This is a genomic window from Marinobacter lipolyticus (genome assembly GCF_018424605.1).
GTDB lineage: Bacteria > Pseudomonadota > Gammaproteobacteria > Pseudomonadales > Oleiphilaceae > Marinobacter > Marinobacter lipolyticus_B.
In genome coordinates, this window is record NZ_QTKT01000014.1 from 39,837 (window position 1) to 53,362 (window position 13,526).

The window sequence follows — 13,526 nt, forward strand, 5'->3', positions numbered from 1 at the left end:
GCGTTCACTCATTCCAAACGCTTAACCGAGCGCTTAACCAAAAACCGTCACGGTCTGCCGGCTCAGTGCCACCAACTCCCCTTGCTGAGTCCAGATACCGGCCTGGGTATGCCCGTAGCCCGAGCCGGCCTGATCAATCGACGCCCGGTACAGCAGCCAATCCCCGGGCGCAATGGCCGGTCGCGGATGCATGATGTCCAGCGCCCAGCTGAGGGAGCTGGCCGGCACCCGTTCACTCAGGTGCGGCAGCAGTGCCGGCGGCCAGGCATCCACCAGAGCAACGATGTGAGCGTCGGTCATCACCTCGGGCGGCTCACGGAACTGCATCCAGCCACCCATCTCCCGTCCGCCCTTGCCGCTGAACGGGAATGCGCCGAAGGCCCAGCGCATCTCAATGTGCTGGGTGAATTCCGGGGTCATTCCCTTGATGTAGGGCAGGCCCTGACACTGATCCACGGCCGTGGCTTCCGGCGCCGGCAGTGGATTCACCGCCACCGCCGATTCCCGGTCACCGCCAAAACTGGCAAGGCACACCAGTTTCACCTCACCGTCCTGAAGAATGCGGCCCTGAACCTGACTGACAGCCTTGCCCTCCCGCAGAATTTCAGCGTCGATCTCTACCGGCACGTCGGGCGTTACCGGGCCTACAAACGAGACCTGCATGGACCGCATGGCGCGCCCACCGGCCACCACGGACTCCATCCGGTCGAACACCAGTGCGGCAATAATACCGCCGAAGGTCGCCCGCCCCTGCGCCCAGTCTGAGGTAAAAACCAGCGGATTCCCGGTCCTGCCGGCTGCCAGCACGTCATCAAAGTTCATCGACTCACCCTGTTAGCTTGCTATTGGTAACTGCCTGAAGACTGCCCAATTATCCGCGCCAGCGCAATGGCCGTCACCGGCAACTACCTACGACCGGTCCGGTATTATGCGTATTAAAGCAACGACAAACGGGCTATAATGCGGTCACATCATGCATTGCCATGCAATGCTCTACCCTCCGAATTCCGAGTACATTAATGTCAGAATTGTCTTTTGCCGAACTTGGTCTGGATGCAGCCGTTCTTGAAGCTGTAACCGCCGTCGGCTATGAAACTCCGTCCCCGATTCAGGCTCAGGCCATTCCCGCTCTGCTTGCTGGCAACCACCTTCTTGGCGTAGCACAGACCGGTACCGGCAAAACCGCAGCGTTTGCGCTGCCGTTGCTGAGCCGCATCGACGCGTCCGTGATGGACCCGCAGATCCTGGTGCTGGCCCCCACGCGGGAGCTGGCCATCCAGGTGGCGGAAGCATTCACTACCTACGCCAGCAAATTCAGCCGGTTCCATGTACTGCCCATTTACGGTGGTCAGGATTTCTATCCGCAGCTGAAAGCGCTCAAGCGAGGTGCACAGGTTGTTGTCGGCACGCCGGGACGCCTGCTGGACCACCTCCGTCGCGGCACCCTCAAGCTCGACAGCCTGAAGGCACTGGTGCTCGACGAAGCCGACGAGATGCTGCGCATGGGCTTCATCGACGACGTGGAGGCGATTCTCGCCAAAACACCGGAGAACTGTCAGCGCGCTCTGTTCTCGGCCACCATGCCGCCGCAGATCAAGAAAGTGGCGCAGACCTATCTGCGTAACGCCACCGAGGTAAAAATCGAGAGCGAAACCCGCACCGTCGAGCGTATTTCCCAGTTCGTGCTGCCGGTCTACGCCGAGCGCAAGCTCGACGCGCTGACCCGCATTCTCGAAGTGGAGCCCTTCGACGCCTCGATCATTTTCGTGCGTACCAAGGCGGAAACCACCCTGCTGGCCGAGAAGCTGTCTGCCCGCGGCCACGCCGTGGCACCGCTGAACGGCGACCTCAACCAGCGTCAGCGTGAGCAGACGGTGGAAGACCTCAAGCGCGGCAAGAAAGACATTATCGTTGCGACGGACGTGGCCGCCCGCGGCCTGGATGTGCCCCGCATCACTCACGTCATCAACTACGACGTGCCTTACGATACCGAAGCCTACATTCACCGGGTGGGCCGTACCGGCCGTGCCGGCCGTGAAGGTAAGGCCATCCTGCTGGTGACGCCGCGGGAGCGCAGCTGGCTGCGTACCCTTGAGCGCGCCACCAACTCGCCGATGGAAGCCTATGAGCTGCCCTCCCCCACGGATCTGAAAAAGATGCGGGAGCAGCAGTTCGAGCAACAGTTGCTGGGCTTTGCCGAAGACCGCAAGCTGGCCAAGTCAATGGCGCTTCTGGATGAGATTGCCGAGCGCAATGACATGGACATGGCGATGGTCGCCGGCGCCCTGGCGTGCTGGATGGAAGCGTTACAGCCTGGCTCCATGCCGCTGGAGCAGCCGGAAGCGCTGCCGGTGGTGTCTGCCTCTGCTCCGCGCCGTGATCGCAAGGGTGGCGGCGGTCGTCCGGGCGGAAAGCCGGGCTTCAAGCCTGGTTTCAAGAAGGGGCCGAAAGGCCGCGGTGGCCCTGGCCCCAAGGGCAAGCCCCCGGGCAAGGGTGGCAAGCGCCCTCCCCGTCAGGCTGACGCCAAGCGCTGATACACGACAAAACTGTAGTCGTACGGGTTGTTATCGGACGCGGAGAAATCCTCCCGTCCGATTTCTTCCCAGTCATCCCAGTTCACTTCCGGAAAGAACGCATCCCCCTCGATCTCCGCGTGTACCTGAGTGATATAAATCCGATCGATCAACGGCAGGGCTTCCGCATAGATCTGCCCGCCCCCGATAATCATGACTTCATCCCCGCCCTCGATTTCAGCCTGTGCCTCGGCTTTAACCAACGCTTCTTCCAGTGACGCTGCCGCCACAGTACCAGCGGGCGCTTCCCATTCCGGATTCCGTGAAATAACCACGTTCATCCGCCCTGGCAAGGGCCGGCCAATGGAATCCCAGGTTTTCCGACCCATAATGATGGGCTTGCCCATGGTGGCCTGCTTGAAGTACCGCAGATCGCCCGGCAGATACCACGGCAGCTTGTTGTCTCGACCGATGACCCGATTGCGGGACATGGCGACTATCAGGGCTTTTCTCATGTTTTGTCCTCTTGGTTCTCAGGTCCTGGCATTGAACTTCGGGCATTAGACTTTGGGGCTGCAAGAGGGCAAGCAGGGGTGTTCAAAAAGCGCCTCAAGACGTCCCTGTGCGGCTTCGGCTCCGCCATCCATGGCTCCGCAGATTTTTGAACACCCCTGCCCGCCCTCTTGCGATTCGACCATGGAGTCCGTCCGTTCGAACTGATTGCTGAAGCAGTCGTTTGCTCAAACCGGAGTAAGCCATCCCAACCATGACCGAATCTTCTTGAACAGCGAACTTTATTGTCAAAACGCAGGGTAGCGGGTGGGGCTTTCCGAAAATCTGCGGAGCCATGGATGGCGGAGCCGAAGCCGGGCATGGATGCCTTGAGGCGTTTTTCGGAAATCCCCACCCGCTACCCTGCCGCCCCACAACTATCGGACCGGTGACACCCACCTGGGCCCGGTCAAATCGCAATCGGCGCCTTGATCCCAGGATAAGGGGCATACCCCTCAAATTCGAAATCTTCCAACTCGTACTCAAAAATCGAATCCGGCTTACGTTTGATCACCAGTTCAGGCAACGCCCGCGGCTCCCGCTTCAACTGCTCGAACACAATGTCGTCGGTCAGGTGGTTCTGATACAGGTGGCAATCACCGAAGGTATGCACGAACTCGCCGACACCCAGGTCGCACTGCTGGGCAATCATATGGGTGAGCAGCGCGTAGGATGCGATGTTGAAGGGTACGCCCAGGAACAGGTCGGCACTGCGCTGATACAGCTGGCAGGAGAGCTTGCCATCGGCCACGTAGAACTGGAACAGGCAGTGGCAGGGCGCCAGCGCCATGCGACCCTGGCGGACGTTGTCCTGGGGCCCGATGGATTCGTCCGGGAGTTCCGCGGGGTTCCAGGCGGAGACAATCAGCCGGCGGGAGTTGGGCTTGGTGCGGATCTGCTCGATCAGTTCGCTGATCTGGTCAACGGTACTGCCGCCCGGGCAATGCCAGCTGCGCCACTGTTTGCCGTAGATCGGCCCGAGGTCGCCGTCGTCCAGCGCCCATTCGTTCCAGATGGAGACGTTACGCTCTTTCAGCCAGTTGTTGTCGGTGGAGCCCTGCAGGAACCAAAGCAGCTCCTGGATGATGCTGCGCAGATGTACTTTTTTGGTGGTCACCAACGGAAAGCCCTGCTGCAGATCAAAACGGATCTGACGGCCAAAGACGGAACGGGTACCCACGCCGGTGCGGTCGCCGCGGTCGAGTCCGTTATCCACCACGTCTTTCATCAGGTCGAGATAGGCTTTCATTGAACACCTCTGCGGTAAGCAATCAACATCAGGCCGGCACCGGCCACGATCATCGGAAACGACAGCACCTGCCCCATGGTGAGCCAGTCAAAGGCCAGGTACCCCAGTTGCGGATCCGGCTGGCGCACGAACTCCACCAGGAAGCGAAACACCCCATAACACACCAGGAACAGGCCCGAGACCGCCATACGCGGGCGGGGCTTTGCGGAAAACCACCACAGAATGATGAAGAAGACGACGCCTTCCAGCGCAAACTGGTATAGCTGGGACGGGTGACGCGCCAGGGCATCCGGCGCCTGTGGAAACACCATGCCCCAGGGCACATCGGTGGGCTTGCCCCAGAGTTCGCCGTTGATGAAGTTACCGATGCGACCGGCACCCAGGCCGATCGGCACCAGTGGCGCCACGAAATCCGCCATGGGCCAGAAGCCACTGCCCACCTTGCGACCGTACCACCACATGGCGAGCATCACGCCCAGCAGGCCGCCATGAAACGACATGCCGCCTTCCCAGACCCGCAGCAACCAGAGCGGGTCGGCGATAAAGGCGTCGAAATTGTAGAACACCACGTATCCGAAACGGCCGCCCAGAATCACCCCGAGGGCGATATAGAACAGCAGGTCGCCCACCTGGTCCTCGTTCAGTGGCGACCAGGGTTTGCGGGCACGGAGGCGGCCCAGCCACCAGCCAGCGACGAACCCGACCAGATAGGTCAGGCCGTACCAATGAATCTTCAGGGGCCCCAGGGAAATGGCCACGGGATCAAACTGCGGATGCTGCAGCATCAGTAACCTCTCAGCTCATAAGAAAGCGGATGCCGACCAGGATCAACATGACGGCAAAAATGCGCTTCAGGAAGCGGGCGTTCAAGCGATGCGCCAGGTTGGCACCCACTCTCGCAAACACCACGCTGGTCAGAATAATACCCAGCAGCGCCGGCAAATAAATAAAGCCCACGGTCAGTTCTGGCAACTGGGGGTGCCCCCAGCCGGTCCAGACGTTACCCAGAGCGCCGGCCAGGGCGATCGGCAGGCCGCAGGCCGCCGACGTGCCGACGGCCTGTTGCATGTTGACGTTGCACCAGCTCAGGTACGGCACGGTCAACGTGCCGCCACCGATACCGAAAATGGCGGAAGCCCAACCGATGCCCCCGCCCGCAGCGCCCAGGCCTACGGATCCCGGCACCACCCGCCCAGGCTTGGGGTTAACCTCCAGGATCATCTTGATGGCCACCAGAATGACAAACACCCCGATCACAAGTTCCAGCGCCGGACCGCTCAGCAGAGACGCGGTCCAGGCGCCCACCAGCGCACCGATCACAATGCCCAGGGTCATCGGCCGGATGATGTCCCAACGCACCGCCCCGTGCAGATGATGGGAACGGATCGAGCTGAGTGAGGTGAAGACGATGGTCGCGAGCGACGTGCCGACCGCCAGATGGGCGGCAACGTCGGGGCTGATCCCCTGAAGCCCGAAACTGAAGATGAGTACCGGCACAATCACCAGGCCACCGCCGATGCCAAACAGCCCCGCCAGGGTTCCGGCAAAGGCGCCCAGCGCCAGATACAGGGCAAATACGCTCAACAGGGTCATGGTACCGTCACACCCGGACAATTAATGAGGCTGGTATGATACACACCGACGCAGCCGAGTTCATTATGAGAGCCCCCGATCCCTATGTGCCTGATAGCCTTTTCCCTCGGACAACACCCGGATTACCCGCTGGTGGTAGCCGCCAACCGCGACGAGTTCTTCCGCCGTCCCACCGCCGCCATGGAATGGTGGCAGGACACCGCCGGCAATCCGGTGCTGGCTGGCCGCGATCTGCTGTCGGGCGGCACCTGGCTCGCCGTCACCCGGCGCGGCGAGGTGGCCGCCGTGACCAATGTGCGCGAAGGCAGCGCCGAGGCCGGGCAATCCAGCCGCGGCGAGCTGCCTCTGCGGGCGCTGTCTGAATCCGCGGATGACGTTGCACGGCAGCTCGCGGAACAGCAGGCTTGCTACGCGGGCTTCAATCTTATTCGCCTCAGCACTGACAGCGGCTGGTATTACAGCAACCGCGATGCCCACCCGGGCCGCCACCTGCATCGGGGCACCTACGGCCTCAGCAATCACCTGCTGCAAAGCCCCTGGCCAAAACTCCTCAAACTGCGAACCGCGGTGGCGCAGCTCCTGGCGGCAACGCCCGCCAACGCTTCCGGGCAGCTGCACCAGTCGCTGATCCCGCTGCTGCAGAACACCGACCCGGCGCCGGATCGAGAGCTGCCCGACACCGGAGTCGGTCTCGAGACGGAGCGTTTCCTGTCTTCGCCATTCATCGTCGGACGCGATTATGGCACCCGCGCCACCACGGTGGTATCGGTCAGCCGTGGCGGGGAAATTCGGGTTACCGAACAAACCTGGCAGCCAATGGGCGAGCCCGGAGAACAACGTCAGTTCTGCTGGCAGCGATAGCCCGCAACCTTTGATATAATCCGCGCAAACCCGCGACGCAACCGGAGGCCCTGATGGCCGGTGAACAAGGCGCAACATCCATTGCCGACTTTGAAAAATCCCTCGATGAGCTTGAAAAGCTGGTCCGCGACCTGGAACAGGGGGAACTGTCCCTGGAACAATCCCTGGCCGCCTTCGAGCGTGGCGTAAAACTGACCCGCGAATGCCAGCAGGCGCTGAAAACAGCGGAACAGCGCGTTGAACAGCTGGTGCAAAACAGCGACGGCAGCCTGGAATCGCGGCCGTTCACCCCGGACGGGTCGGCCGGATGACCGCGCAACCCCTGCTTGCGGAAAGCTTTCTGGAAACCTCCCGGGCCCGGGTTGACGCCGAACTGGACGGCCGCATCGCGGCCGCCGGCGAGACCTCCGACCGGCTCCAGCAGGCCATGCGCTACGGCGTGCTGGGCGGCGGCAAACGCATACGCCCGGCGCTGTGCCTGGCGGCCGCCAAAGCAGTTGGCCAGCCCACAGAAAGCGCGCTGGTTCCGGCCTGCGCGCTGGAGTTGGTACACGCCTACTCCCTGATTCACGACGACCTGCCGGCCATGGACAACGACGAGCTTCGCCGTGGACGCCCCACGGCCCACATCGCGTTTGACGAAGCCACAGCGATTCTCGCCGGCGACGCCCTGCAGGCAATGGCATTTGGCTGGCTGGCGGAAGCCCCCGGGCTGGACGACACCACGCGGATCGCCATGGTGCGGGAACTGGCCCACGCCAGCGGCTACCGCGGCATGGTGGGCGGCCAGGCGATTGATCTGGCCTCCGTGGGTAAAGCCCTCACCATCGCCGAACTGGAATCGATGCACCGCCACAAAACCGGCGCGCTCATCGAAGCCAGTGTCCGTCTGGGCGCCATGACCGCGACGCAGGTATCCGACCGGCAACTGGAAGACCTGAGCTGCTACGCCCGGGCGCTGGGCCTGGCATTTCAGGTCCAGGACGACCTGCTCGACATTGAGGGCGACACTGCGGTTATCGGCAAGCCCCAGGGCTCGGACCTGGCCCGTGGCAAGCCAACCTTTCCCTCACTGTTGGGCATTCAGGGCGCACGGGATCACCTGTCGCAACTGAAAAAACTGGCCCTGCAGAGCCTGGCCGGTTTTGGTGCCGAAGCCGATCCGCTGCGCGCGATTGCCGATTACGTCGTTGCCCGCACCCATTGATTGATCCGGGGCCGGAAGCGCACACTATCATTCACTGATTTGTCACACATAGACCGGAAAAGACCCGAGCAGATGCAGGACACATATATTTTCAAGGAAATCCCGCCGCAGCGGCCCAATACGCCGCTTCTGGACAGGATTGAGACTCCGGACCAACTGCGGGAACTGCCGGCCGAACAATTGACGCAACTGGCCCGCGAGCTGCGGGCGTTTCTGTTGTGGTCGGTGGGCCAGACTGGCGGCCACTTCGGTGCCGGCCTCGGGGTGCTCGAGCTGACGGTGGCCCTGCACTATGTCTTTAACACCCCCGGGGATCGTCTGGTCTGGGACGTGGGCCATCAGGCCTACCCCCACAAGATTCTCACCGGTCGCCGCGAGCAAATGGGCAGCATTCGGCGCAAGGGCGGCCTGGCCGGCTTCCCCAAGCGCGCGGAAAGCGAATACGACACCTTTGGCGTGGGCCACTCCAGCACCTCCATCAGCGCCGCCCTGGGCATGGCGCTGGCCGCCCGCATGCAGGGCACCGGTCGCAAGAGCATTGCGGTGATCGGCGACGGTGCGATGACCGCGGGCATGGCGTTCGAGGCATTGAACCACGCCGGCCACCTGCACGCCGACATGCTGGTGGTGCTGAACGACAACGACATGTCGATTTCCCGCAACGTCGGCGGGCTGTCCAATTATTTTGCCAAGCTGCTGGCCAGCCGGACCTACAATCAGGTCCGCGACAGCAGCAAAAAAGTGCTTCAGGGGGCCCCCAACCTGATGGCGCTGGCGAAGAAAACCGAGGAACACTTCAAGGGCATGATCGCGCCGGGCACGCTGTTCGAGGAACTGGGTTTCAATTACATCGGCCCCATCGACGGTCACGACCTGCCCTTGCTGGTGGAGACCCTGGAAAACATTCGCGAACTGGATGGGCCGCAATTCCTCCACGTGGTCACCACCAAGGGCAAGGGCTTCGCCCCGGCGGAGGCCGACCCGATCGGTTACCACGCCATCAACAAGATCGAGCCGGTGCCGGCCAGCAAGCCTGAGCCGGTCAAGCCCAAGGCGTCCCGCCCCAAGTACGCCAACGTCTTTGGCCAGTGGCTGTGTGACGCTGCCGCCCAGGACGAGCGGGTGGTCGGCATTACCCCGGCGATGTGTGAAGGTTCGGATTTGCTGGCCTTCTCCCAGCGTTTTCCGGAGCGCTACCACGATGTGGCGATTGCCGAACAACATGCGGTCACGCTCGCCGCCGGCCTCGCCTGCGACGGCGCCAAACCGGTGGTGGCCATCTACTCCACATTCCTGCAGCGGGCCTATGACCAGCTGATTCACGACGTGGCCATACAGAATCTCGATGTGCTGTTCGCCATCGACCGGGCAGGCCTGGTCGGTGAGGACGGGCCGACTCACGCCGGCGCGTTCGACATCAGTTTCCTGCGCTGCATCCCCAACATGGTGGTGATGACGCCCTCTGACGAGAACGAGACCCGCCAGCTGTTGCAGACCGGGTTGATGTTCGACGGCCCTGCGGCCGTGCGCTACCCCCGGGGTACCGGGCCGGGCGCCGCCATCGTGGAGGAGCTGACGCCGCTGCCACTCGGCAAGGGGCGCATGGTGAGAGAGGGGCGCGACGTGGCTATTCTGAATTTTGGCACGCTGCTGACTCCGGCGCTGGAGGCCGCCGAGGCGATTGGCGCCACGGTGGCCGACATGCGCTTCGTGAAGCCGCTGGACGAAGAACTCATCCTGTCACTGGCGGAGCGCCACAGCCTGCTGGTCACTCTGGAGGAAAACACCATTGCCGGCGGCGCCGGCAGTGCCGTGACCGAGTTCCTCAACAGCCGGGAGCGATGCCAGCCGGTGCTGCAGCTCGGCCTGCCGGACAGCTTTATCGACCATGGCAAACACGGGGAATTGCTCAGCGATTGCGGGCTTGATGCAGACGGCATACGCCGGGCTATTGAGGTTCGCCTGGAACGATTGCGTCACCAGACCCTGAAAGCGGTTAAATAGGGCACGGGCTCAGCGGCAGAAACCGGGCCCTTGGGGAGCCCGGTCGGGGGGATGGATTACGGTTGCGGGTCGTCGTCCTGGTGAGTCTCAAGCCAGTGGCCCAGCTTGCTTTGCTTGGTATCCAGGTAGTGCTCGTTGTGCGGATTACGACCAACGTGAAGCGGCACGCGCTCGGTGATGTTGATGCCGTATGAGGTCAGCGCGTCTACCTTGCGGGGATTGTTGGTCATCAGCCGAAGACTCGATATGCCCAGATGTTCCAGCATGTCCTTGCACATGCTGTAGTCTCGCAGGTCCGCCGCAAAACCCAGTTTCTCATTGGCCTCCACGGTATCGGCACCCTGATCCTGCAAATTGTAGGCGCGGATCTTGTTCAACAGGCCGATGCCACGGCCTTCCTGGCGCAGATACATCAGAATGCCCCGACCTTCGCGGGCAATGCTGCGCAGGGCTTCCTCCAGCTGGTAGCCGCAATCGCAGCGCATGCTGTAGAGCGCATCGCCGGTCAGGCACTCCGAATGGGTGCGGGCAAGCATCGGCTCAGGGCTGTCCAGGTCACCCAACGTAAGTGCCACGTGCTCCTTGCCGGTATCCGGCTCTTCGAAGCCGTGCATGTCGAATACCCCAAACGGCGTGGGCAACCGGCAGGTCTGGATGTAACGAACAGCCACAGTGTTTCCTCGTGGTTCAATCAATCGGGCCGCGCATTCTATCATGGGGCCGCCCGCTTGGCGTAGTCTCTGCACTGTCGCTCCTCCAGCTGAGTTGATTCTTACAGCTTTACGACTCAGGATCAGAAGCGGACCAGTGGCCGCTGCGACCACCTTTCTTTTCCAGCAGGCGAACGCCTTCTATCACCATACCCCGGTCAACCGCCTTGCACATATCGTACAGGGTGAGCGCCGCCACACTGGCGGCCGTCAGCGCCTCCATTTCAACCCCGGTCCGGGCCGCCAGCTTACAGCTGGTGAGGATATGCACCGAGGCACCATCGCTCCCCGGCGTCAGCTCCACTTTCACCGAGCTCAGGTTCAGCGAATGGCATAGCGGGATCAGTTCATGGGTTTTCTTGGCGGCCATGATGCCGGCTATACGCGCCACTGCCAGCACATCCCCTTTGGGGTGCTGGCCGTCGACAATCATTGCAAGCGTGTCGCCGGCCATGCGGATGCGCGCCTCGGCCCGGGCCTCACGCTCGGTCACGTCCTTGGCGGTCACATCCACCATACGGGCTTCGCCCTGGTCATTGAGGTGCGTCAGTTTGCTCACCGGTTCTCCTGTGCCCGGCACGCCGGGACTGATCTTGCGGATTTCATGGACTCTGTCCGATCATGGTAGCAGAAGGCAGTCCCCAGCTGCGCTGACATTACTCAGATACCCGGCCACCACAAACTGATTCCGCCGATACCCTGGGCGCCATGACGGACCGCAATCTCGAGATCATCGGACACCAGGCCGCCGAGAGCATAAACCGGCATGCCCGCGGCACCGGCGAGTTCGCGGAATGCTGACCAGCCCATCACCGCGGCTCCGGGATGGGAAGCGGTGGCAGCGACCGGCCCGAGGGTAATGTAATCTGCCTGCACCGTGAGTGCATGCGCCACTTCGACCTCGTTGTGACAGGACACGCCCAGCCATTTCTCCGCGGGGAGCGAACGCGCGTCACACAATTCCGCCTCACGCCAGGGCAGGTGCAGCCCGGCCGCCTCAGGCACCAGATCCATGCGGTCAACGCCACCGTGCAACACCACCGAGGTGCCATACTCAGCGCCAATCGCCACCAGATCACGGGCCACGGCCTGGTATTCCTGATCGTTGAGCGCCGGTGCTCTCAGCATCGCCAAGGGCGGGCGCGCCAAGCTGACCCGCTCCTGGAACTGGTTGACCAGATCCGCCGGGGCCCGATAGCCGCCGGTAATCGCCAGCCAGGACGGCAATTGCAGGGCCCGGATGATGGGCCGGTTGGCAACGGGAAAGTCGTGGTCCCGCAGTGCCTCCAGGGGCAACCACTGGATTGGCTGGCCCTCGCGGCCCTCGGCGTCACCGATGGCATCGTGGGTTCGCCAGACATCCAGAAAGACCCGTTTGTCCCCGTAGTCATGGCGGATTTCAATCACCGGGCGCAACGATGCCTGCGGAACCCGTAGGCCAGTTTCCTCGAGAATCTCCCGCACCAGCGCTTGCTGCACCGTCTCACCGGCTTCCACTTTACCGCCGGGAAACTCCAGCAAACCGCCCTGGTGCACATGATCCGGCCGCCGGGCGATCAGCACCCTGCCCTCGCGGACGATTACCGCCACCGCCACATGAATATCTTTGCCGGTCATGGTCAGGTGCGATATTCGGCGTTGATGGTGACGTAGTCGTGGGAAAAATCGCAGGTCCAGACCCGCTCGTTGACGTCACCCCGTTTCAGATCGATAGCGATGGTGATCTCCTCGCGGTCCATCACCGCCTGCCCCCGCTGCTCGGAATAATCCTCGGCGCGGCCACCGTTACGCACCAGGCACACGTCCCCGAGGTAAATCTCCAGGGCACCGAGGTCCAGGCCGTCCACCCCGGCACGACCCACTGCGGCGAGTATCCGCCCCCAGTTGGGATCAGAGGCAAACAACGCAGTTTTTACCAGTGGCGAATGCGCCACGGTGTAGGCCACATCCAGCGCCTCCTGCTGGTTGGCAGCCTGGCTCACCTCAATGGTGACAAACTTGGTGGCGCCTTCGCCGTCACGAACGATGGCATGGGCCAGATCCAGGTACACCTGCCGCAGCGCCTCTTTCAGCTTGGGCAGTAACGGGCTATCCGCGGTGATTTCCGGCCCGTCGTACTGGCCGCTGGCAATCAGCATGCAGGCATCGTTGGTGGAGGTGTCGCCGTCGATGGTAATCCGGTTGAAGGATTGCTCCCCCAGCTCCGAGGCCAGTTGCGCCAGGAGGTCCGGAGCAATGTTCGCGTCAGTGGCGATAAAGCCCAGCATGGTGGCCATATTCGGACGAATCATTCCGGCACCCTTGCTAATCCCCGAGATCGACACCCGATGCCCTTCCAGGTCCAGCTCCACCGAGGCTCCTTTGGGCCGGGTATCGGTCGTCATGATTCCGGCGGCGGCGTCAGCCCAGTGATTCTCGCCGGCATTCGCCAGTGCCGCCGGCAGGGCCGACACAATCTTCTCGACAGGCAGCGGCTCGCCAATCACCCCTGTGGAGAACGGCAGCACAGAAGAAGCCGTAACCCCGGCCGCATCCGCCAGTGCCTGGCAGCAGCTCAGGGCGTCCGCCATGCCCCGCTCACCGGTTCCGGCATTGGCATTGCCGGTGTTGATCAGCAGGTAGCGTGGCTCCCCCTGGGCGAGGTGCTGGCGACTGACGGTCACCGGTGCGGCGCAGAACTGATTGCGGGTAAAGATACCCGCCACCCGGCTGCCGGGCGCCAATTCGAAAACCACCAGGTCTTTGCGGCCCGGCTTTTTGATGCCTGCGCTGCCAATACCCAGCCGCACGCCGGCAATCGGAAAAAATTCGGGCAAGGTTCCCGGACCTACAGCCAT

14 protein-coding genes are annotated in these 13,526 nt (G+C 62.6%); 5 read left to right on the forward strand and 9 right to left on the reverse strand.

The features are described 5' to 3' along the window. Nucleotides 1-33 precede the first annotated feature (33 nt). On the reverse strand, nucleotides 34-822 hold the full coding sequence (locus DYI22_RS15810; RefSeq protein ID WP_213479032.1) for an acyl-CoA thioesterase: 789 nt from the start codon (nucleotides 820-822) through the stop codon (nucleotides 34-36). 197 nt (nucleotides 823-1,019) lie between these two features. Here DYI22_RS15810 and DYI22_RS15815 point away from each other — a divergent pair, with 197 nt between their 5' ends. After that, nucleotides 1,020-2,534 carry a DEAD/DEAH box helicase gene (locus tag DYI22_RS15815; RefSeq protein ID WP_213479033.1) on the forward strand — a complete coding sequence of 505 codons (1,515 nt, stop codon included), beginning with the start codon at nucleotides 1,020-1,022 and terminating at the stop codon, nucleotides 2,532-2,534. On the opposite strand, the gene DYI22_RS15820 is transcribed toward DYI22_RS15815, so the two are convergent. The 4 genes from DYI22_RS15820 to DYI22_RS15835 all read right to left on the reverse strand — a co-directional run bounded on the left by DYI22_RS15820 (nucleotide 2,513) and on the right by DYI22_RS15835 (nucleotide 5,907). After that, a complete protein-coding gene (locus tag DYI22_RS15820; protein ID WP_213479034.1) occupies nucleotides 2,513-3,028 on the reverse strand; it encodes a dihydrofolate reductase in 516 nt (171 codons plus the stop codon). The genes DYI22_RS15815 and DYI22_RS15820 overlap by 22 nt on opposite strands. 446 nt (nucleotides 3,029-3,474) lie before the next feature. Beyond that, complete coding sequence (locus DYI22_RS15825; RefSeq protein WP_213479035.1) at nucleotides 3,475-4,314, reverse strand: thymidylate synthase; 840 nt, start codon at nucleotides 4,312-4,314, stop codon at nucleotides 3,475-3,477. After that, nucleotides 4,311-5,099, reverse strand: coding sequence for a prolipoprotein diacylglyceryl transferase (gene lgt / locus DYI22_RS15830; RefSeq protein ID WP_213479036.1), 789 nt, complete (start codon nucleotides 5,097-5,099; stop codon nucleotides 4,311-4,313). Before lgt ends, DYI22_RS15825 begins: the two co-directional genes overlap by 4 nt. 10 nt (nucleotides 5,100-5,109) lie before the next feature. Continuing rightward, a complete protein-coding gene (locus DYI22_RS15835; RefSeq protein WP_213479037.1) occupies nucleotides 5,110-5,907 on the reverse strand; it encodes a sulfite exporter TauE/SafE family protein in 798 nt (265 codons plus the stop codon). A gap of 84 nt (nucleotides 5,908-5,991) precedes the next feature. On the opposite strand from DYI22_RS15835, the gene DYI22_RS15840 reads away from it, so the two are divergent. The 4 genes from DYI22_RS15840 to dxs all read left to right on the forward strand — a co-directional run bounded on the left by DYI22_RS15840 (nucleotide 5,992) and on the right by dxs (nucleotide 9,979). Beyond that, nucleotides 5,992-6,768, forward strand: coding sequence for an NRDE family protein (locus tag DYI22_RS15840; RefSeq protein ID WP_213479038.1), 777 nt, complete (start codon nucleotides 5,992-5,994; stop codon nucleotides 6,766-6,768). A 53-nt stretch (nucleotides 6,769-6,821) separates the two neighbouring features. Next, complete coding sequence (locus DYI22_RS15845; protein WP_213479039.1) at nucleotides 6,822-7,079, forward strand: exodeoxyribonuclease VII small subunit; 258 nt, start codon at nucleotides 6,822-6,824, stop codon at nucleotides 7,077-7,079. Next, on the forward strand, nucleotides 7,076-7,975 hold the full coding sequence (locus tag DYI22_RS15850; RefSeq protein ID WP_213479040.1) for a polyprenyl synthetase family protein: 900 nt from the start codon (nucleotides 7,076-7,078) through the stop codon (nucleotides 7,973-7,975). Before DYI22_RS15845 ends, DYI22_RS15850 begins: the two co-directional genes overlap by 4 nt. 72 nt (nucleotides 7,976-8,047) lie before the next feature. Further along, on the forward strand, nucleotides 8,048-9,979 hold the full coding sequence (gene dxs / locus DYI22_RS15855; protein ID WP_213479041.1) for a 1-deoxy-D-xylulose-5-phosphate synthase: 1,932 nt from the start codon (nucleotides 8,048-8,050) through the stop codon (nucleotides 9,977-9,979). A gap of 56 nt (nucleotides 9,980-10,035) precedes the next feature. Here the strand turns inward: dxs and ribA are convergent, their stop codons facing one another. The 4 genes from ribA to argJ all read right to left on the reverse strand — a co-directional run bounded on the left by ribA (nucleotide 10,036) and on the right by argJ (nucleotide 13,526). Continuing rightward, entirely contained in the window at nucleotides 10,036-10,650 is a 615-nt protein-coding gene (gene ribA, locus DYI22_RS15860) for a GTP cyclohydrolase II (RefSeq protein WP_213479042.1), read from the reverse strand. A 109-nt stretch (nucleotides 10,651-10,759) separates the two neighbouring features. Next, a complete protein-coding gene (gene moaC, locus DYI22_RS15865; RefSeq protein WP_213479043.1) occupies nucleotides 10,760-11,248 on the reverse strand; it encodes a cyclic pyranopterin monophosphate synthase MoaC in 489 nt (162 codons plus the stop codon). Nucleotides 11,249-11,349: 101 nt separating this feature from the next. Further along, on the reverse strand, nucleotides 11,350-12,306 hold the full coding sequence (locus DYI22_RS15870) for a Nudix family hydrolase (protein ID WP_213479044.1): 957 nt from the start codon (nucleotides 12,304-12,306) through the stop codon (nucleotides 11,350-11,352). Between the two features lie 2 nt (nucleotides 12,307-12,308). After that, nucleotides 12,309-13,526: a bifunctional glutamate N-acetyltransferase/amino-acid acetyltransferase ArgJ gene (argJ, locus tag DYI22_RS15875; protein WP_213479045.1), complete on the reverse strand. Its 1,218-nt coding sequence runs from the start codon at nucleotides 13,524-13,526 to the stop codon at nucleotides 12,309-12,311.